Annotated in this window: 19 protein-coding genes; 17 read left to right on the top strand and 2 right to left on the bottom strand. The window is 63.3% G+C overall.

Going from position 1 to position 18,406, the window contains the following annotated elements:
* Nucleotides 1-120: 120 nt before the first annotated feature.
* The 3 genes from BFN01_RS14135 to BFN01_RS14125 all read left to right on the top strand — a co-directional run bounded on the left by BFN01_RS14135 (nucleotide 121) and on the right by BFN01_RS14125 (nucleotide 2,191).
* On the top strand, nucleotides 121-771 hold the full coding sequence (locus BFN01_RS14135) for a metalloregulator ArsR/SmtB family transcription factor (RefSeq protein WP_083428836.1): 651 nt from the start codon (nucleotides 121-123) through the stop codon (nucleotides 769-771).
* 176 nt (nucleotides 772-947) lie between these two features.
* A complete protein-coding gene (locus tag BFN01_RS14130; RefSeq protein WP_071644967.1) occupies nucleotides 948-1,379 on the top strand; it encodes a cupin domain-containing protein in 432 nt (143 codons plus the stop codon).
* 161 nt (nucleotides 1,380-1,540) lie between these two features.
* Complete coding sequence (locus tag BFN01_RS14125) at nucleotides 1,541-2,191, top strand: Crp/Fnr family transcriptional regulator (protein WP_218161827.1); 651 nt, start codon at nucleotides 1,541-1,543, stop codon at nucleotides 2,189-2,191.
* A 42-nt stretch (nucleotides 2,192-2,233) separates the two neighbouring features.
* Here BFN01_RS14125 and BFN01_RS15025 read toward each other — a convergent pair whose 3' ends face one another.
* The gene (locus tag BFN01_RS15025) at nucleotides 2,234-2,680 is read right to left on the bottom strand and encodes a cupin domain-containing protein (protein ID WP_366233228.1); all 447 of its coding nucleotides are present in this window, start codon (nucleotides 2,678-2,680) and stop codon (nucleotides 2,234-2,236) included.
* A 340-nt stretch (nucleotides 2,681-3,020) separates the two neighbouring features.
* On the opposite strand from BFN01_RS15025, the gene BFN01_RS14115 reads away from it, so the two are divergent.
* The 9 genes from BFN01_RS14115 to fdxA all read left to right on the top strand — a co-directional run bounded on the left by BFN01_RS14115 (nucleotide 3,021) and on the right by fdxA (nucleotide 12,886).
* Nucleotides 3,021-3,272: a hexameric tyrosine-coordinated heme protein gene (locus BFN01_RS14115; protein ID WP_071644965.1), complete on the top strand. Its 252-nt coding sequence runs from the start codon at nucleotides 3,021-3,023 to the stop codon at nucleotides 3,270-3,272.
* 80 nt (nucleotides 3,273-3,352) lie between these two features.
* Complete coding sequence (locus BFN01_RS14110; protein ID WP_083428835.1) at nucleotides 3,353-5,152, top strand: molybdopterin-dependent oxidoreductase; 1,800 nt, start codon at nucleotides 3,353-3,355, stop codon at nucleotides 5,150-5,152.
* A gap of 30 nt (nucleotides 5,153-5,182) precedes the next feature.
* Nucleotides 5,183-7,975, top strand: coding sequence for an aconitate hydratase (locus tag BFN01_RS14105; RefSeq protein WP_071644964.1), 2,793 nt, complete (start codon nucleotides 5,183-5,185; stop codon nucleotides 7,973-7,975).
* Between the two features lie 44 nt (nucleotides 7,976-8,019).
* Entirely contained in the window at nucleotides 8,020-8,736 is a 717-nt protein-coding gene (locus tag BFN01_RS14100; RefSeq protein WP_071644963.1) for a succinate dehydrogenase cytochrome b subunit, read from the top strand.
* Entirely contained in the window at nucleotides 8,736-10,679 is a 1,944-nt protein-coding gene (locus BFN01_RS14095; protein WP_071644962.1) for a fumarate reductase/succinate dehydrogenase flavoprotein subunit, read from the top strand. Before BFN01_RS14100 ends, BFN01_RS14095 begins: the two co-directional genes overlap by 1 nt.
* Entirely contained in the window at nucleotides 10,676-11,428 is a 753-nt protein-coding gene (locus tag BFN01_RS14090; protein WP_071644961.1) for a succinate dehydrogenase/fumarate reductase iron-sulfur subunit, read from the top strand. Before BFN01_RS14095 ends, BFN01_RS14090 begins: the two co-directional genes overlap by 4 nt.
* Nucleotides 11,429-11,608: 180 nt before the next feature.
* Nucleotides 11,609-12,058, top strand: coding sequence for a hypothetical protein (locus tag BFN01_RS14085; protein ID WP_071644960.1), 450 nt, complete (start codon nucleotides 11,609-11,611; stop codon nucleotides 12,056-12,058).
* The gene (locus BFN01_RS14080) at nucleotides 12,058-12,519 is read left to right on the top strand and encodes a pyridoxamine 5'-phosphate oxidase family protein (protein WP_071644959.1); all 462 of its coding nucleotides are present in this window, start codon (nucleotides 12,058-12,060) and stop codon (nucleotides 12,517-12,519) included. The genes BFN01_RS14085 and BFN01_RS14080 overlap by 1 nt, the downstream gene beginning before the upstream one ends.
* Before the next feature lie 34 nt (nucleotides 12,520-12,553).
* Nucleotides 12,554-12,886: a ferredoxin gene (fdxA, locus tag BFN01_RS14075; RefSeq protein WP_071644958.1), complete on the top strand. Its 333-nt coding sequence runs from the start codon at nucleotides 12,554-12,556 to the stop codon at nucleotides 12,884-12,886.
* 150 nt (nucleotides 12,887-13,036) lie between these two features.
* Here the strand turns inward: fdxA and BFN01_RS14070 are convergent, their stop codons facing one another.
* Nucleotides 13,037-13,720: a Crp/Fnr family transcriptional regulator gene (locus BFN01_RS14070; protein WP_071644957.1), complete on the bottom strand. Its 684-nt coding sequence runs from the start codon at nucleotides 13,718-13,720 to the stop codon at nucleotides 13,037-13,039.
* Nucleotides 13,721-13,881: 161 nt separating this feature from the next.
* Here BFN01_RS14070 and BFN01_RS14065 point away from each other — a divergent pair, with 161 nt between their 5' ends.
* The 5 genes from BFN01_RS14065 to BFN01_RS15960 all read left to right on the top strand — a co-directional run.
* Nucleotides 13,882-14,115, top strand: a complete 234-nt coding sequence (locus BFN01_RS14065; protein ID WP_071644956.1) for a heavy-metal-associated domain-containing protein — start codon at nucleotides 13,882-13,884, stop codon at nucleotides 14,113-14,115.
* 95 nt (nucleotides 14,116-14,210) lie between these two features.
* Nucleotides 14,211-16,211 carry a cation-translocating P-type ATPase gene (locus BFN01_RS14060; RefSeq protein ID WP_071644955.1) on the top strand — a complete coding sequence of 667 codons (2,001 nt, stop codon included), beginning with the start codon at nucleotides 14,211-14,213 and terminating at the stop codon, nucleotides 16,209-16,211.
* 119 nt (nucleotides 16,212-16,330) lie between these two features.
* Complete coding sequence (locus BFN01_RS14055; protein WP_071644954.1) at nucleotides 16,331-16,756, top strand: cupin domain-containing protein; 426 nt, start codon at nucleotides 16,331-16,333, stop codon at nucleotides 16,754-16,756.
* A 69-nt stretch (nucleotides 16,757-16,825) separates the two neighbouring features.
* On the top strand, nucleotides 16,826-17,737 hold the full coding sequence (locus BFN01_RS14050; RefSeq protein WP_071644953.1) for an NADP-dependent oxidoreductase: 912 nt from the start codon (nucleotides 16,826-16,828) through the stop codon (nucleotides 17,735-17,737).
* A gap of 279 nt (nucleotides 17,738-18,016) precedes the next feature.
* Nucleotides 18,017-18,406, top strand: a 390-nt coding sequence (locus BFN01_RS15960; protein ID WP_256221171.1) for a type IV secretory system conjugative DNA transfer family protein, incomplete at its 3' end; no start/stop codon positions are given.

Here is an 18,406-nt window from a genome sequence, read left to right as displayed (position 1 = left end):
AAAAGCTCCAGTAATAAGAGTGAAGCATCTACTAATCAACGTAAGACTGGAGGTCTTTTTATATTATAGACAATCAGACAAAACAGAGAGCTAAACCCTAAGATACGTCGGCAGCGTCAGATGTGTATAAGAGACAGGCCCGGCCTGCTGGAGCACGACGAGGTGGAACCGTGCCGGCGTCACGTGCAGCCCGACGGCCGCGGCGAGCGCAGTGACATCCATGGGGCCGTCGGGCTGCACGTGACGACGGCACGGTTCCACCTCGACGTGCTCCAGCAGGCCGGGCTGATCCGGCGGACAGCGGGAAGAGCGGGCAAACCAGGCCGGCCACGTCAGCTCTACACAGTGACCGCCTCCGCCGAGCCGCGCGAGGCGTACCGGCAGTTAGCGGTCGCTCTCACCGAGGTGCTGGCCACCGACCCCGGCGCTGGCCCGCAATTAGCAGAACGCGCCGGTCGGCATTGGGCACAGATGGAGATACCAGTCGAGGATGCGTTGTCCTGGGAGGAGGGAACCCGCCGGATCAGCGACCTATTCGAGCGGATCGGCTTCGCGCCCCGCGTCGTCGACGACACCGCCGAACGGCATCTGGAGTTAGACGCCTGCCCGTTCCGCGATCTTGCCCGGGCCTACCCCCAGATCGTGTGCAGGGCGCATCTTGGTCTGTTGCGTGGCTCGTTGGACCGGCTTGGGGTACCCGGCGCCGAGCATGCCGGTCTGCGCCCGTTCGTCGAGCCCGAACTGTGCGTCGCCGACGTACCGACCCCCTAGTAAACAGGATGGTTATCCTCTAAACTCGATGTAGACGGCGCTTAGCGGGAGGAGAACCGATGCCCTACGTCATCGCCCAGCCATGCGTTGACGTGATGGACCAGGTCCTGGGAGACGAGTTCCCGGTCCCGCTCGACTCGCCCTTCCCACCCCACGATTGAACGAAAGGAGCGACGATGCGCGTCCTCCCAACCGGTAGCGGACCGGCCCATCAGGCGCCCTTCCCGAACGGGCCGCGCGCCGAAGTGCTCGCCGACGAGCAGAGCGCCGGCGGACAGTTGGCGGCCGCGTATGTGACGATCCCGGTCGGCGGCAACATGCCCGAGCATGCGCACGGGGAGTCCACCGCCTTGGTCGTTCCGTTCACCGGCGAACTGCTGATCCGCAGCGGTGGGCACGAGGAGAAGGTGGCTCCGGGCGTCGTCGTCCTGCTCGATCAGGGCGAGCGGGTCAGCGTTTCCAACGAAACCAGCCAGCCTGTCTCCATGCTCGGCGTGTTCGCCCCCGCCGGCTTCATCGGAGCGCTTGCCAGTTGGCCCACTTCGACCGCGCAGGACGCGGCCCCTAACCCACCGGGCCGCTACCCTGCAGCACCCGCCAGGAAGTGAGCGCCAGGTGAAGGGACGAAACCGCGTTTTCAACGGACGCAGCTAACTGGGGGAAGAATATGATGAGTAGAGAGAGGCGTCGGCTTCCTCTAACTGAGCGTTCTGCCGCTCCGCATACCTGCTCGTCTTCGGTACGTCTTGAAGTATTGAACCGTATGCCGTTGTTTTCGGAACTCACCTGTGCGGACATCCGGGATCTTGAGCCGCTCGTGCGCTCTCGTGGCTACCGCGCCGGGGAAATGGTCCACCGGGCCGGCGATATGGCCAACAGTCTGTTTGTAGTGGCGTCCGGCACGGTGAAACTACTCCGGCCCTCCGTGCACGGCCAGGATGTTGTCACGAATATTCTGGGGCCGGGCGAAGGTTTCGGAACACTAGGGATTTTGGGCGAGTCCACCTACCCGGACACCGCGGAAGCCATGACAGTATCGTGTGTACTGGAGATATCGAGCGATGTCTTCAACGACGTCATGGGACGGTACCCGCGTCTGGCTCTGACCGTCTTGGATGAAGTTCTACACCGTTTCGAGCAAGCGCAACAGGCCATCCGCCGGTTGTCCGCCGATAACGCCAAGCAACGCGTAGCCGCCGCCCTGCTGGCATTAGTCGACAAGCTTGGTGTCGCGCAGGACGGAGCATTTGCCCTGGAACTCCCCCTGACCCGGGTCGATTTAGCCGCGTTGACGGGACTGACCTCGGAAACAGTCAGTCGAGTTATGAGTCGGCTCCGGGACGATGGCATCGTGGATACGGGCCGGCGTTGGACAGTCGTCCTCGACCGGACCCGACTGGCAGCCGAAGCTGCAGAATAGTCCATGCTGGCCTGATGACCGGGCGTGAAGCAACTCCTGGGTTTAGTCCGAAAGGACCGGTACCCCATTTTGTTGTTCCTGCACTGCGACGGGCTGGCTCTCCGCCTGTGCCTGAGGTTCCGCCGCAGAGACGTCCTGTTCCGGAATCTGATACTGCCTGTCCGTCTTCGCTACGGTAAGCAGGATTGCGGAATTCTCTATTGCTTGCACCGAATAGAGTCCCTGTGGTACGACGAGGAGATCTCCGACCCGCGCCTCCCACCGGTCGTCTTGCGTAGAGAGGCGAATCCTTCCGTGCAGGACGAAGATGGTCGCCTCGCCCGGATTCAGGTGTTCGCTGAGTTCCTGCTCCCCGGTGAGTGCAATTACTGTTTGACGAAGCACATGTTCGTGTCCACCAAAAACGGTATTGGCGCTTCTTCCACTCGTCGCCCGTCGGGCAGTATCGAGGTGGCGGCGTCCAAGTGCGATCAAAGAGAACTTCTTCATCTGATTGCCCTCCAGGCTTCAAAGACCAGGCGCTTCATTGTGCGGACTCGTCAATGAGCGAACGTCACGGCAGTGCGCCTTCGAGCGGAGATAGAGCAATGCCATGCAGGACCGTCTCAATGAAACACGCACCGTAGCAGATTGAACAGAGCTTGCCTCCGGTACAAGCCACGGCCGACGACGTCCCGTCCATCGCGTCCATGGTCGTCCACGCGGAACCACCTGTACATGATCTCGATCATGTACCACGACGCCAACCCCCCGTAAATTAGGATCGGCCGCGCCCACCACCTGCGAGGGCGCGGCTGCACACTGGAACACCGACTTTGCGGAGGTCACGATGGCACTTGTACCGGACAACACCCTAATAACGGACACGCCGGAGCAGGGTCGGGAACTGGCTATCATACTAGCCCGCAAGACTGTTGCCGCGATTCAAACCGATGCCGATACCCGTCAGACGCTCCGGCCGGGCTACGCCACGAACGCCGATTCGCTGACGATGGCGACACACGTTGTGGCCATCGAGTTCGCCACCGTGGCTGCCGCCAACGATTACTGGCGCAATCCGGCTTCTTCGGCCGAAAGCTGATACTTCGAGACAATTCGCCGACTCGTCCCTGGTCTGAATGAAACCTATAGGAGCTGGAACAATACAGAAGGAGCAGCAGTATGGCAAACGGTGGCAGGCCTACCCCTGATGAGCTGCCCGCGCCGGCCGCATCCAACATCACCCCGAAGGCGTTGGCCGGTTTCCGGCATGAGTTGGACCAGCGGAAATACGATGCGGTTGACGGTTCCTGGGCAGGTTCCGTACCGGCACAGTATGGGGTGGCACCGCGAATACGGATCGGCCGCAGTAAATGGTTCAACCTCCTCTGGCTGTTGCCGATCGGCTTCGTGTTGCTCATCGTGTCCATCGCGGTGGCGAAGGGCCTGCGTGACGTCCCCGCGGTGGCACAGTTCATGGAGGCGTACCCGGGCACCGTTGTCCCACAGGGCGCGGAGGAGAACGCTGGCTTCCCGGCCTGGGTGGGCTGGCAACACTTCTTCAACATGCTGCTGATGATTCCGATCATCCGCTCCGGCCTCACGATCATTGCCGACCACCCCCGGTTCTACTGGACCCGCCATTCCACCCCGGGCAAGGACTGGTTCCGGGTGCAGAAGCCGGTGCCGGCCGATCCGCTGTGGACAGCCAAACAGGATTCAATCACGTTGCCCGACAGCATCGGTCTGCCCGGCCGACGTCATTCAATAGGCTTGGCCAGATGGTGGCACCTGGGGATCAACACGCTCTGGCTGCTCAACGGAATAGTCTTCTATATCCTGGTCTTCGCCACCGGCCACTGGCTGCGGCTCATACCCACCAGTTGGGAGGTCTTTCCCAACGCGGTCTCGGTAATGATCCAGTATCTCTCCCTGGATTGGCCGACTGACAACTCATGGGTCGCCTACAACAGCCTGCAGGTCCTGGCCTACTTCATCACTGTCTTCATCGCAGCCCCGCTAGCTTTCATCACCGGTCTGGGCATGTCGCCTGCCCTATCCACCAAGTTCAAGTGGATCAGCAGCATCTTCAGCATTCAGCTCGCGCGATCATTGCATTTTCTCGTGCTGGTCTGGTTCCTGCTGTTCATCGTGATGCACGTGACCCTCGTCGTGGCAACCGATGCGCTGCACAACTTCAACATGATGTACACGAACACCAACGATGCCGACAGCTGGAACGGGTTCTGGATCTTCGCCATCTCCCTGGTCATGATGATCCTCCTGTGGGTTGCCGTCACCCCATTCACCTACCGCCACCCGCGCGCCGTGCAGCGCATCGGCTACGCCCTCATCGGCCCCGTCCAGCGACTGTTCGAACATCTGGATTCCAAACCAGGACAGTACACGGAAAAAGACATCTCCCCGTACATGTGGCACAACGGCAAGTACCCCGAGACGCCTGAATACAAGGACCTCTACGAAAACAACTTCGCCGACTACCGTCTACAGGTCTCCGGCCTGGTCGAGAAGCCCATGGAACTGGACCTCAAGCAACTGCGGGACCTGCCCTACCACGAGCAGATCACCCAACATTTCTGCATCCAGGGCTGGTCCGGCATCGCCAAATGGGGCGGCGTCTCCATGCAGACCATCGTCGATCTCGTCAAACCCAAACCTGAGGCGAAGTGGGTCATCTTCTACTCCTTCGCCGAAGGACCCGACGGTGGAATCTACTACGACGCCCAGCCCATTGAACAGATGAGCTACCACCTCACAATGCTGGCCTACGACATGAACGGCGACGCACTGCCCTACGGCCACGGCGCCCCGCTGCGGCTGCGCAACGAAATCCAGCTCGGCTTCAAACTCGTCAAATGGATCAAAGGAATCGAGTTCGTCGAAGACTTCAAAGACTTCGGCGGTGGCGAGGGCGGCTACAACAACGACCACGAGTTCTTCGGGTACCGCCAATCCATCTGAACAACTCTGCTTCCAGGAGGGGGAAAATCCATGACCTCGAACAGCTTCAATGCGCGCACTCAACTCAGCGTGGACGATCAGACCTACGAGATATACCGGATCGACCGCATCAAGGGTTCCGACCGGCTCCCCTACAGCCTCAAAGTGCTGTTGGAGAACCTGCTGCGCAACGAAGACGGCCGACTCATCACCGCCGAGCAGATCACTGCGCTCGGCGACTGGGACCCGCAGGCCGAGGTCAATGCGGAAATCCAGTACACACCCGCCCGCGTGCTGATGCAGGACTTCACCGGAGTGCCCTGTGTTGTCGACCTGGTAGCCATGCGCGATGCCATGACCGAACTCGGCGGCGACCCAAGGAAAATCAACCCTCTGATCCCCGCCGAACTGGTCATCGACCATTCCGTCATCGCCGACGTCTTTGCCCGCCCCGACGCCTTCGGGATCAATGCCCAGCTAGAATTCGAACGCAACCAGGAACGTTACCAACTCCTGCGCTGGGCTCAACAGTCCTTCAACGACTTCCTGGTGGTGCCGCCGGACACAGGCATCTGCCATCAGGTGAACCTCGAATACCTTTCCCGCGTCGTCTTCACACGCGAAGGACCGGACGGGCCTCAGGCCTATCCGGATACTCTGGTCGGCACTGACTCACACACTCCAATGGTCAACGGCCTCGGGGTCCTCGGCTGGGGTGTCGGTGGCATCGAGGCCGAAGCGGCCATGCTCGGCCAGCCGATGAGCATGTTGATCCCCCAAGTGGTCGGCCTCAAGCTCACCGGTGAGCTGCCGGAAGGAACAACGGCCACCGACCTGGTGCTCACCGTCGCGGAACTGCTGCGCCGCGTCAGGGTGGTGGGCAAATTTGTCGACTTCTTCGGACCGGGCGTCGCCAATGTCCCGCTCGCCACACGAGCGACCTTGGGCAACATGAGCCCCGAATACGGTTCCACCGGTTCCATCTTCCCCATCGATGACGAAACGCTGAGCTACCTGCGCCTGACCGGCCGGGACGAACACCAGCTGAGGCTCGTGGGGGCGTACGCCAGGGAGCAGGGGCTATGGCACGATCCGGACCACGTGCCGGACTACAGCCAGATCCTCGAACTCGATCTGAGCACCGTGATGCCCTCGATCGCCGGACCGAAGCGCCCCCAGGACCGCATTCCGCTGGCCCTCGCCCAACGGGCCATCCGCGGCCTGCTAGCCGGAGAATCCCACGAGGACGCCATCCAGGGCGGCCTCGATGACGCGTCCGCCGATTCCTTCCCGGCCAGCGACCCGATTGCCATCAGTCGACGGATTCCCCGCGATGAACCGCCCCACCGGTATGAGGACGACGGCACGACCTTCGAGTGGCCCTCCGACCCGGCCGACGTCGTTCTCGACGGGAACACATCAAGCATCGACCATGGCGATGTGGTCATCGCAGCCATCACCTCCTGCACCAATACCTCCAACCCATCGGTCATGATCGGAGCCGCGCTGCTCGCGAAGAATGCAGTAGAACGCGGACTGCGCAGCAAACCATGGGTGAAGACCACCCTCGCCCCGGGCTCGCGGGTCGTAACCGACTACTACAACCGATCCGGGCTCACCCCCTACTTGGAGAAGCTCGGCTTCGATCTGGTGGGCTACGGCTGCACCACCTGCATCGGCAACTCCGGACCTCTGATCCCGGAGGTGAGTGCTGCCGTCGGCGATCACGACCTGACAGTGGCCTCCGTATTGTCCGGGAACCGGAACTTCGAGGGACGCATCCACTCCGAGGTGAAGATGAACTTCCTCGCCTCCCCACCCCTGGTGATCGCCTACGCCCTTGCCGGAACAATGCACGCAGACCTGCTCAAAGACCCCCTCGGGCAGGATTCCGACGGCGGCCCAGTCTACTTGCGCGACATCTGGCCGACGACATCCGAAATCAAGGCAATCGTGGACGAGAACCTTGAGGCGAAGATGTTCACCGAGGGCTATTCGAACGTCTATGCCGGCGACCACAACTGGCGCGGCATGCATATTCCCGAAGGAGACAGGTTCTCCTGGGACGACACGTCAACGTACGTACAGCGCCCACCGTACTTTGACGGAATGGCCGCTGAGCCGGCACCGGTCCGCGATATCACGGGGGCCAGAGTCCTCGCCTTGCTCGGGGATTCGGTGACCACCGACCACATCTCCCCGGCGGGAGCCATCAGGCAGGACTCCCCGGCCGGCCAATATCTCATCGAGCAGGATGTGGAACCGGCCAACTTCAACTCCTACGGTTCCCGCCGCGGCAACCACCACGTGATGATCCGTGGCACCTTCGCCAACGTGAGGCTGCGCAACCAGCTCGTACCTGGAGTTGAAGGAGGTTTCACCCGGCACTGGCCCGACGGCGAACAGCAGAGCATTTTCGACGCCGCAACCTCCTACTCTGCCGACGGCGTGCCGCTGATCATCATCGCCGGTACCGACTACGGCTCCGGTTCCTCCCGCGATTGGGCCGCTAAAGGCACGTCGCTGCTTGGTGTCAAGGCCGTCCTCGCATCATCGTTTGAACGAATCCACCGGTCGAACCTCATCGGCATGGGCGTGCTGCCCCTGCAGTTCCCCGCAGGCGACACGGCCGACTCGCTCGGCCTGACCGGCGAAGAGGTCTACTCGATCACCGGGCTGGAGGGCCGGGACCGCCTCCCGAAGGAAGTCACCGTGCGTATTGAGGCCGAAGGCAATTCGAGGGAGGTCACCGCAACGCTGCGGATTGATACGCCCGCAGAGGAGGCCTACTTCCTTCACGGGGGAATCCTTCCCTACGTCCTCCGCCACCTGCTGGAAACCTGATGTCGGTCCCCGTCGGCAAACACCACGACCCCAAGGTGAGGTAGATGACCGCTAAAACCCCGGTCCGCCGGAGGATGACACTCGACTCCTCGGTGATGCTACACGCCATGATGGCTGTTGGAGGCCTCATCATGGTGCTCTTTCTGATCGCCCACATGTACGGCAATCTGAAGATCTTCTCCGGGCAAGAAGCCTTCGACGGGTACTCGTCTTACTTGCGCACGATTGGATACCCCCTGCTGCCGCACAGCGGCGCACTGTGGATCGTACGGGTCGTTCTGCTCGTCAGCGTCGCCGCACATATTTACGCGGCATTTGTGCTTTGGCACCGGGCCCGGTCGGCAACAGGCGGCAAAGGTGGTTGGCGTTACCAGACCACCCGGAACCGGCGCGGTGTGCAACGCAGCTACGCATCCTTCACCATGCGCTGGGGCGGAATCGTGATCCTGCTCTTCACCATCTACCACCTGCTGCACATGACGGCGAACAGCATTGCACCAGGCGGAGCATCCGGGAGCCCCTACGAACGCATGACCAACGGCTTCTCCATCTGGTGGGTCACGCTCTCCTACGTCATCGCCCTCGTGGCGTTGGGATTCCACCTGCGCCACGGGGTATGGAGCGCATTCGCGTCCCTGGGCGCCAACACAAGCATCCTGCGCAGGCGCCGGCTCAACCAGCTGGCCTACGTCGTGATGGCAGTGATCATCGGAGGGTTCCTGATCCCACCGCTTTGGATTCAGATGGGATGGGTTCGCTAATGGACGCGCTTTACACCCTCGGCACACCTCTGGCCGATGCCAAGGCCCCGAGTGGACCGATCGAGGACCGGTGGGATAAGCGACGCTTCGAGGCCAAGCTCGTCAACCCGGCCAATCGCAGGAAGCTCTCCGTCATCGTCATCGGCACGGGCCTGGCCGGCGGTTCCGCGGCAGCGACCCTCGGGGAAGCCGGCTACCACGTCAAGAGCTTCTGCTACCAGGACAGCCCCCGGCGGGCGCACAGCATCGCCGCGCAGGGCGGGATCAATGCCGCGAAGGACTACCGAAACGACGGCGACAGCATCCGACGTCTCTTCTACGACACCGTCAAGGGCGGGGACTACCGCTCCCGGGAGTCCAACGTCTACCGCCTGGCCCAGGTCAGCGGGTCGATTATCGACCAGGCCGTCGCCCAAGGGGTACCGTTCGCCCGGGAATACGGTGGCCTCCTGGACACCCGTTCCTTCGGCGGCGTGCAGGTCTCCAGGACGTTCTACGCGCGCGGCCAAACCGGCCAGCAATTGCTGCTCGGGGCGTACCAGGCGCTCGAACGCCAGGTCCAGGCCGGCACCGTGGAAGTCCACACCCGACACGAAATGCTCGACCTGATCGTCATCGACGGCCGGGCCAGGGGTGTGGTCATCCGGGATATGGTCACCGGCGACATCGAAACCCACCTCGCCGACGCGGTCGTGCTGGCCTCGGGCGGCTACGGCAATGCCTACTATCTCTCCACCAATGCCATGGGCTGCAATGCCACAGCCATCTGGCGCGCCCACCGCAAGGGGGCACTGTTCGCAAACCCCTGCTTCACTCAAATCCATCCCACCTGCATTCCCGTCAGTGGCGCCCATCAGTCGAAGCTGACCCTGATGAGCGAATCCTTGCGCAACGACGGGCGCATTTGGGTGCCCGTGGAGGCCGGCGATGACCGTGACACCCGGGAGATCCCCGAGACCGAACGCGACTATTTTCTGGAGCGTCAATACCCGGCGTTCGGCAATCTCGTTCCCCGCGATGTCGCCTCTCGGGCGGCCAAGAACCAATGCGACGCCGGGCACGGGGTGGGCCCGACCGGGCTCGGGGTCTATCTGGACTTCGCCGACGCGATCGAACGTTTGGGCCGGGCCGCGATTGAGAGCAAGTACGGCAACCTCTTCGACATGTACCAGAAGATCACGGCTGAAGATCCCTACCAGGTGCCGATGCGCATCTACCCGGCCACCCACTACACGATGGGTGGCCTCTGGGTCGACTACGACCTGCAGAGTTCGATACCCGGGCTGTTCGTGATCGGAGAAGCAAACTTCTCCGATCACGGGGCCAACCGGCTCGGCGCGAGCGCGCTGATGCAAGGCCTGGCCGACGGCTACTTCATCCTGCCCAACACCATCAACGATTATCTCGCCGCATATCCGCTCCCCGCCGGCACCGACGCCTCGCACCCGGAAGCGGTCGCAGCTGCGACAGCGGTGCGTGAGCGCCTGGAGAAGTTGCTGGAGACAAACGGCCAGCGCTCTGTCGATTCGTTCCATCGGGAGCTGGGGAGCATTCTGTGGGAATGCTGCGGGATGGAGCGCAACGCGCAAGGCCTTGAACATGCCATCACGCTGATCCGCGGGCTCAGGGAACAGTTCTGGAACGACGTAAAAGTCACCGGGCACGGCGAAGAGCTGAACCAGGCGCTGGAGCGCGCCGGCAGGGTCGCCGACTTCTTCGAACTCGCCGAACTGATGTGCATCGATGCTCTGCACCGTGACGAATCCTGCGGTGCCCATTTCCGTGCCGAAAGCCAAACCGAGGAGGGCGAGGCCCAACGCAAGGATGACGAGTACACGTATGTCGCCGCCTGGGAATTCACCGGCGCCGGGACTCCACCGTGCCTGCACAAAGAGGAACTCGGATTCGAGTATGTGGAGTTGCAACAAAGGAGCTATAAATGAACATCACCTTGCGTATTTGGCGCCAACAGAACCCCGACGACAAGGGCCGGATGGTTTCCTACGGAGTCGAGGATATTTCCCCGGACATGTCGTTCCTGGAGATGCTCGACGTGCTCAACGAGCAGCTCACCCTCGGCGGTGATGATCCCGTGGCCTTCGACAGTGACTGCCGAGAAGGGATCTGCGGCATGTGCAGTCTGATGATCAACGGCCTCGCCCATGGACCGGAGGCACTCACTGCCACCTGCCAGCTGCATATGCGCCACTTCGCCGCCGGGGACACGATCGATATTGAACCCTGGCGCTCCGACGCGTTCCCCGTGATCAGGGACCTCATCGTGGACCGCAGCGCCCTGGACCGGATCGTCCAGGCAGGCGGCTACATCAGCGCCCCCACCGGTTCAGCACCTGACGCCAACGCCACGCCGGTCGCCAGAAGGGATGCCGATCGTGCCTTCGACGCGGCAGCCTGCATCAGTTGCGGTGCCTGCGTGGCAGCGTGCCCGAACGGGTCCGCCTCGCTCTTCCTCGGCGCCAAGATCACGCACCTCGGATCGCTTCCCCAAGGACAGCCTGAACGCGACGCCCGCGCAGGGGCTATGACCGCCCAGCATGACGCGGAAGGCTTTGGCGGCTGCACTCAGATCGGCGAATGCACAGCGGTCTGCCCGGCGGGAATCCCGCTCGACATGATCTCCCAGCTCAACCACGACGTGCTCTCCGGTCTCACGCACCGCGATCACCAGTAGCCCAGATGCGACGCCGGTCACCGCCATCCGGCCGACTGCGCCACATCAGTGACACCCTTCGCAGCACCCCGTACCTGCCGCACATCGCGGAGGATGATGTACATCATGTATCCGCCCGGGTGCCCCGACGTAGGGTCGAATAAACGAAATCGGAGTCGTACCACGACGAGGGAGGATCTCATGTCGGCGCCCCTGCACCATATTCCTCCCCGTGCTGCCTGTGGGCTGTTCATCCTCAACACCGGGTTCACGAAGCGCTCACTGGATGTGGAGGGCGCGACCGGTCTGCGGGACCAGGCAGCGAACGCGTTTCCTGTGCTCAAGAGAGTCGACCCGGTGCTTTTCGGGAAGCTGCTATCCGGCGGCGAGATCCTCCTGGGTTCGGCTTTGCTCGCACCGCTGGTGCCCACGTGGGTGGCTGCGGCCGGGCTGGCCGGGTTCTCGGGGGCCCTGCTGCGGGTGTATCTGAAGACGCCGGGGATGACGCGGGAGGACGGAATCCGTCCTACGCCGGCGGGAATGGGCATCGCCCGGGATGTTTTCATGCTCGGTAGCGCATTGGGCCTGCTCGTGGAGGAAGTCACCACCCGGCAGGCTCGACGCAAGATTTCGGGAAGGACGGTGCGGTGATGGATTCGAATCAGGATGTAGAGGAACTCCCGATCAATGCGTGCTGGGCGCTGCTGCGCACGACCACCGTCGGCCGGCTCGCCGTATGGGTGGAGGACCACCCCGATATTTTCCCGCTCAATTATGCGGTGGATCATGGGACTCTAGTTTTCCGGTCCCGGGAGGGCACGAAAGTCTTCGGCGCGTTATCCGACGCCCCGGTTGCCCTGGAGGTCGACGGATACGACCCATCGACCTCCAAAGCATGGAGTGTCGTGGCGAAGGGCCGCGCCGGCGCGATCAGCCAGGTTCACGACCTGATGGACACCGTGGATCTTCCACTCTTTCCGTGGCAGGGTGGCGAGAAGAACCGGTTCATCCGCATCCAACCCGACCTGATCACCGGTCGCCGTTTTCCCGTGGCCGACCCTGACATATGGCGGACGCCGCTGTCGGAGGTCAGACGTGCATCGCCGGAATAGCGCGTCCTTCCAGCAAACCCGTGGAGAGTGACCCATGACCTACGTAATCGCCCAACCCTGTGTGGACGTCAAGGACAAGGCCTGCGTCGAGGAATGCCCGGTGGACTGCATCTATGAAGGAGAGCGGTCGCTGTACATTCATCCGGACGAGTGTGTCGATTGTGGCGCTTGCGAGCCGGTCTGCCCAGTTGAGGCCATCTATTACGAGGACGACGTCCCGGACCAATGGGCCGAGTATTACAAGGCCAATGTTGAATTCTTCGACGAACTTGGTTCACCAGGCGGTGCTGCCAAGCTCGGCAACACCGGCCGGGACCACCCCCTGGTTGTGGCATTGCCACCGCAAAACCAAGATATCGGCCTTTAGCTCGGCCCTTTCGCCGCGCGTTGCGCCCGCCCCGGGGGGAAGCTCGTACGGGAGCAGCTCACACAGGTGATGCCACTCCAAGAAGGGCAAGGTGGTTTCGAGCTGCAACGGATACTGCCCAGGAGGCCGCCATACCGCAGCGGCACCGGGCTATCGAGGTGTGGCTACGTGTTCAAGCGCATCGATATCGAAAATCGTGACGTCTCGCCGCCCGTGCAATTCGATGAGGCCGGAGGCAGAGAGCGCGGCAAAGCGTCGACTCAGGGTTTCCGGCGTCGTGCCGAGGTACGCCGCAATTTCCTGTTTCGCCATCGGCAGTCTCACCGTGGCCGCTCCGTCCCGGATGGTGCCGGGTAGGTCCAGGAGGTATGCCGCGACACGGGCATTGACATCGCTGGAGGTGATGGCGGCCAGCAGTCGCTCGACGGAAGAGAGCCGGTCCGAGAGCGTCCGCAGCATCCGCTGACTGATGTCCGGATAATCGCCCAGCAGAACTGCAAGGTCGGCATGGTCGAACACGCACATCCTGCTCTCTTCCAGCGCGACGGCGAGATCGTTCGGACGGTGGCCCGTCAGGAAGGCACGTTCACCCACGACATCGCCGTCGGTCACTGTTCGCAGGATCTGTTCCTGGCCATTGGCGGCGGTGTGGCTGACCTTGAGTTGTCCACTGTGCATCACCAGCAGGCGCGAGACCGGCTGTCCGGGCGCATAGACGATCTCCCCCTTTTTGGCGAGTACCGGGCGGGCGAAGTCCGCGACGCGCAACTGCTCTTGAGGGGTGAGACCTTGGAAGATCGGGACGCGGGTGACGCACAAGTCGTCCTCGGGCATGGCGTAAGTCTATCCCACGTCGGCTCGATGCGACCGTAACGGACGGGCGGGCGGCGCTCTGGCAGGAGCCCCGCGAACTTGATCTATGTCAAGGAGTTCGCGGCGCGGCGAACTTACGGTGAAGGTGTCAGTAAGAAACACCACGACGGAAGGATTCCACAATGACCACCGCGACCACAACCCACACCATCCTGCGCGCGGAAGGTTTTTCCTGCCCCTCCTGCGTGGCCAAGATCGAGAAGCAGGTCGGCCGCCTCAAGGGTGTCGAGAACGTCAAGGTCCACTTTGCCTCTGCCCGCATAGAGATCGACCACGACGCCGAGCGCGTTTCGGTGGATGACCTTGTCGCCGCCGTCGTGAAGGCCGGCTACAAGGCCACGCCCGCGGCCTTCTAACGCCAGCGGGCCAGCGGGCCCCACGGGGCCCGCTCACATTCTCCCTTCATTCTGCCGGTACGCCGGCTCAAAGCGCAGAAAGGTCGTACCCGAAAGTGAACAGGCTCCAGAAATGGGTCTATGGGAACTGGTCCGTTCCCGTCGTGTCCGGCGTGCTCATCATCATCTCGTTCGCCCTCCAGTGGCTCGGCGGGGGTGTCGCCAACCTCACCGTCAGCCCGCAGTGGTGGCTGGACGCCGGCAGCCACGCCACGCATGCCAGCGCGGTCTTCACCCTCGGGGATGTGTTCATGATCGCCGCGGCCGCCGTCGCCGGCTACGGGATCGTGGTCAAGGCGGTCCGCGCGCTGATCGCCAAGGTCATCGGCATCGACCTGCTGGTGTCGGTCGCGGCCATCGGCGCTGTCATCATCGGCAACTTCTGGGAGGCCGCGGCGGTGACGTTCCTGTTCGCCGTCGGCCACGCTCTGGAGGCTGCCACCTTGAACAAGACGCGTTCGGCACTGGCCGAACTGGTCGCTGTCGCCCCGGATTCCGCGACCGTCGTGCGCGATGGTCAGCAACAGGAGGTCCCTGCCGCGCAGGTAAGGATGGGCGAGATCGTGCTGGTCAAGAACGGGGCGAAGGTGCCCGTCGACGGTCAAGTCGTCTCGGGTACCGGCGCCATCGATGAAGCCTCGATCACTGGCGAGTCGATCCCGGTGGAGAAATCCAAGGGCGGACAGGTCTTCGCCGGCACCGTCTCCCGCGGCGGGTTCCTGCAGGTGCTGGCCACCGGCATCGGTGCCGATACCACGCTGGCCCGGATCATTCACCGGGTGGAGGAGGCCCAGGACGCCAAGGCCCGCACCCAGGCGTTCATCGACCGCTTCTCCGGCTGGTACACCCCTGCGGTGATGGTGCTGGCCCTGGTGGCCGGTCTGGTCTCCGGTGACGTGGTGCTGGCTCTGACCCTGCTGGTCATCGGCTGCCCCGGCGCCCTGGTGATCTCCATCCCGGTCGCGATCGTGGCCGGTATCGGCCGCGCCGCCCGCAACGGCATCCTGATCAAGGGCGGCGAATTCCTGGAGACCTCGGCGAAGATCTCCGCGGTCGCCGTGGACAAGACCGGCACCCTGACCGAGGGACGCCCTCAGCTGACCGATGTGGTCGTCCTGGATTCCACACTGGAGCGCAGCGAGGTGCTGCGCTGGGCTGCGGCCGCGGAGGCCGGCTCCGAACACCCGCTGGCCCGTCCCATCCTGGACACTGCCCAGGCCGAGGGAGTGGGCCCGCACGGCATCCCCGGCAGTGTCACGCCGGTCCCCGGCAAGGGCATCGTCTCTGACGTCGACGGTCGTCGGGTGCTGATCGGTAATCCGCCGCTGCTGCTCCAGTACGGCGTTGTCGATGACGGCAGTGCCGCCCAGGCCGCGGAATCGCTGGCCGCTGAGGGCAAGACGCCGATGATCGTGGCCGTCGATGACAAGGTGATCGGTGTCGTCGCCGTGGCCGATCAGATTCGACAGGATGCGCCCGAGATGGTCGCCCGCTTGCACCGGGCCGGCGTGGAGAAGGTGGTCATGCTCACCGGTGACACCCGGCTGGTGGCTGAGGCCATCGGGAAGGCCACCGGGATCGACGAGATCCACGCCTCCCTGCTTCCCGAGGACAAGCTGGACGTGGTCGCGCAGCTGCAGCAAGAGGGCCACACCATCGCCATGGTCGGCGACGGCGTCAACGACGCCCCGGCCCTGGCCACCGCGAACATCGGGGTGGCGATGGGGGCGGCCGGCTCGGCTGTGGCCGTGGAGACCGCGGACATCGCCCTGATGGGCGACAACCTGCTGAAGCTGCCGGAAGCTATCGGCTTGGCGAAGCGAACCGTGTCCGTGATGCGGCAGAACATCGCGATCGCCCTGATCACCGTGGTGCTGCTGCTGGCCGGCGTCTTCGCCGGCGGGGTGACCATGTCGATCGGCATGCTCGTTCACGAAGCCTCCGTACTGGTGGTCATCGCCAACGCGATGCGGTTGCTGCGCAACGCCCGGGGCTCCACCGCGATGCCGAAGAGCGAGAGGACCAGCGGAACAGCGGCGCAACAGGTCAACGCCTGACATCGAACCCGCGGGGGCGGCAACGAACCGCTACCGATCTCCGACGCGGGGCACACCGACAAATTCACAACAACCACCCGAATACCGAAACCGAGAAACGCAACTGGAGGAGAGCAATCATGAACGGAAAGAACTTCACCTTGGGAGACAACGTCGAGCATTTCACCATCGCTGACGTGGCCCGGGACAACCCCGACTTCCGGAAGGTGCTGTGGACCGGTGAACACGCCCAGATCGTGGTGATGACCATCCCGCCCGGCGGCCAGATTGGTGACGAGGTGCACGAGCACACCGACCAGATCCTGACGTTTGTCTCCGGAGCCGGCGAAGCCGATCTCAACGGCCATACCCATCCCATCGATGCCGGTGACCAGTGCGCGGTACCGGCCGGAGCCCGGCACAACTTCCGCAACACTGGGGACGAGCCGTTGGTGCTCTACACCATCTACAGCCCTCCGGAGCATGCTGCCGGCGCCGCCTTCGCGACCCGGGAGGAAGCCGACGCCGCCGAAGCCGCCGGTGAGGACGAGCCCCCTCGGCACTGACGCTCATCGTCACGCTATCTACGCACCAAGACCCACCACTCAGCCTCAGATCAGAAGGAGATCGCATTCATGTCCAAGGTCTACGTCTTTACCGACTACGGCGGACCCGAAACCCAGCAGCTGATCGACCGACCTGTTCCGGAGCCCGGACACGAGGAACTGGCCATCGAGGTCCGGGCCGCCGGTGTGAATCCAGCGGACTGGAAGATGCGCGAGGGCCGACTGGGACGCAAGTGGTCGTTGCCGGCGCCGATGGGCCGTGAGGCCGCCGGCGTGGTCATCGCCGTGGGCGACGGGATTGAAGGCTTCGCCGTGGGCGATGAGGTGCTCGGCCTGGTAGCGCCCGGGCAGGGCGGACTGGCCGAGCACACGCTCTTGAGTGCATCCACCGCTGTGGCCAAGCCCGAGGAGATCTCCTTCATCGACGCCGCCACCATTCCGGTGGCGGCAGCCGCCGCCTATGACGCCACCCACCAAATCGAACTCGAACCAGGCCAGACCCTGCTCCTGTTGGGCGCCGGCGGCGGGGTGGGGCTGACGGCCGCGCAGATCGGCCGAGTACACGAGTTCACGGTGCTCGGCGTGGCCGGCGCAGCCAAGCGGGGACTGGTCGAATCTGCCGGTGCCGTCTTCATCGAATCCGGTTCGGGCGTGGCCGATCGCGTGCGAGAAGTCGCCCCTAAAGGAGTCGACCTGATCGTCGACCTCGTCGGCGGTGACGTCCTGCGTGCCGTCGCCGACCTGGTGGCCGATCCGGTCCGGATTATCTCCGCGGCCGATCCGGACGTCGCAGTCGAGCTGGGCGGCCGGGCCTTGGCACGTACAAGTGAGGCCATGGGGAAGATCACCGAGGTGATCCAGTACGGGCTGGTCGACCCCCATGCCGACACCCAGTACGACCTCAATGACGCAGGTCAGGCGATCGCGGCCGTGGAGACCGGGCACGCCGCCGGCAAGGTCGTCGTGGTTCCCGAAGGCTGATCAGCCGATGCCGGGCGTGGAGACGAGTTGTGTACTGCGGATGCCCTTACGCAACGCGTCCATCATGGCCCGATCTGCGTCGTCGCTAACGAGGGCGCGAACCTCGTCCTTGGCACGTAATGATGTGGGCTGGGCTGATAGCGAAAACGACTGATGGGATCGCCCGCGGCCGAGAGCAACGCCGCACCCCCTGCGGGTGCCAGTCGTCGCCGGTTTTCTCCGATCCTTGCTCGAACCAGGACAGTGCATTCCCCGGTGGGTCCGGTGGCCTATGACTGCGTGAAGGTGATCGTTGTCCGGTCGGGTTCGGCGATCCTGTTCAGTGAGTTCGGGCAGAAACCAGTCAGCGCGGGCGATGTGGTGGTCCTGAGCGCGAATGTCTTGTGTGGCAGCGAACCGGAGGGCCATATCACCGTCACGACGGTCTATGTCGGCTATCGGATCGGGACCTCCAAGGGCCGGGAAGTGTGGGCGAGCGTGGAAGACTCGATCCTGCTCATCGGCCCGCCACGCTCCGGCAAAGGCCTGCACATCGTCATCCCGGCCATCCTCGACGCTCCCGGCGCCGTCGTTACCACCAGCACCCGGCCGGACAACCTCCTGTCTCTTATACACATCTTAAAAAAAAAATACACATCTCCTAACCCACGAGACCGGATCATATATCTT

It is taken from the genome of Microbacterium sp. AR7-10 (genome assembly GCF_001878835.1).
GTDB lineage: Bacteria > Actinomycetota > Actinomycetes > Actinomycetales > Microbacteriaceae > Microbacterium > Microbacterium commune.
The sequence above is the reverse complement of the archived record's forward strand: the minus strand, read 5'-3'. Positions and strand labels throughout refer to the sequence as shown.

Coding starts and splice junctions, on each gene's coding strand:
- BFN01_RS14135 (WP_083428836.1), top strand. CDS start 121: ATGTGTATAAGAGACAGGCCCGGCCTGCTGGAGCACGACGAGGTGGAA.
- BFN01_RS14130 (WP_071644967.1), top strand. CDS start 948: ATGCGCGTCCTCCCAACCGGTAGCGGACCGGCCCATCAGGCGCCCTTC.
- BFN01_RS15025 (WP_366233228.1), bottom strand. CDS start 2,680: ATGAAGAAGTTCTCTTTGATCGCACTTGGACGCCGCCACCTCGATACT.
- BFN01_RS14115 (WP_071644965.1), top strand. CDS start 3,021: ATGGCACTTGTACCGGACAACACCCTAATAACGGACACGCCGGAGCAG.
- BFN01_RS14110 (WP_083428835.1), top strand. CDS start 3,353: ATGGCAAACGGTGGCAGGCCTACCCCTGATGAGCTGCCCGCGCCGGCC.
- BFN01_RS14105 (WP_071644964.1), top strand. CDS start 5,183: ATGACCTCGAACAGCTTCAATGCGCGCACTCAACTCAGCGTGGACGAT.
- BFN01_RS14100 (WP_071644963.1), top strand. CDS start 8,020: ATGACCGCTAAAACCCCGGTCCGCCGGAGGATGACACTCGACTCCTCG.
- BFN01_RS14095 (WP_071644962.1), top strand. CDS start 8,736: ATGGACGCGCTTTACACCCTCGGCACACCTCTGGCCGATGCCAAGGCC.
- BFN01_RS14090 (WP_071644961.1), top strand. CDS start 10,676: ATGAACATCACCTTGCGTATTTGGCGCCAACAGAACCCCGACGACAAG.
- BFN01_RS14085 (WP_071644960.1), top strand. CDS start 11,609: ATGTCGGCGCCCCTGCACCATATTCCTCCCCGTGCTGCCTGTGGGCTG.
- BFN01_RS14080 (WP_071644959.1), top strand. CDS start 12,058: ATGGATTCGAATCAGGATGTAGAGGAACTCCCGATCAATGCGTGCTGG.
- fdxA (WP_071644958.1), top strand. CDS start 12,554: ATGACCTACGTAATCGCCCAACCCTGTGTGGACGTCAAGGACAAGGCC.
- BFN01_RS14070 (WP_071644957.1), bottom strand. CDS start 13,720: ATGCCCGAGGACGACTTGTGCGTCACCCGCGTCCCGATCTTCCAAGGT.
- BFN01_RS14065 (WP_071644956.1), top strand. CDS start 13,882: ATGACCACCGCGACCACAACCCACACCATCCTGCGCGCGGAAGGTTTT.
- BFN01_RS14055 (WP_071644954.1), top strand. CDS start 16,331: ATGAACGGAAAGAACTTCACCTTGGGAGACAACGTCGAGCATTTCACC.
- BFN01_RS14050 (WP_071644953.1), top strand. CDS start 16,826: ATGTCCAAGGTCTACGTCTTTACCGACTACGGCGGACCCGAAACCCAG.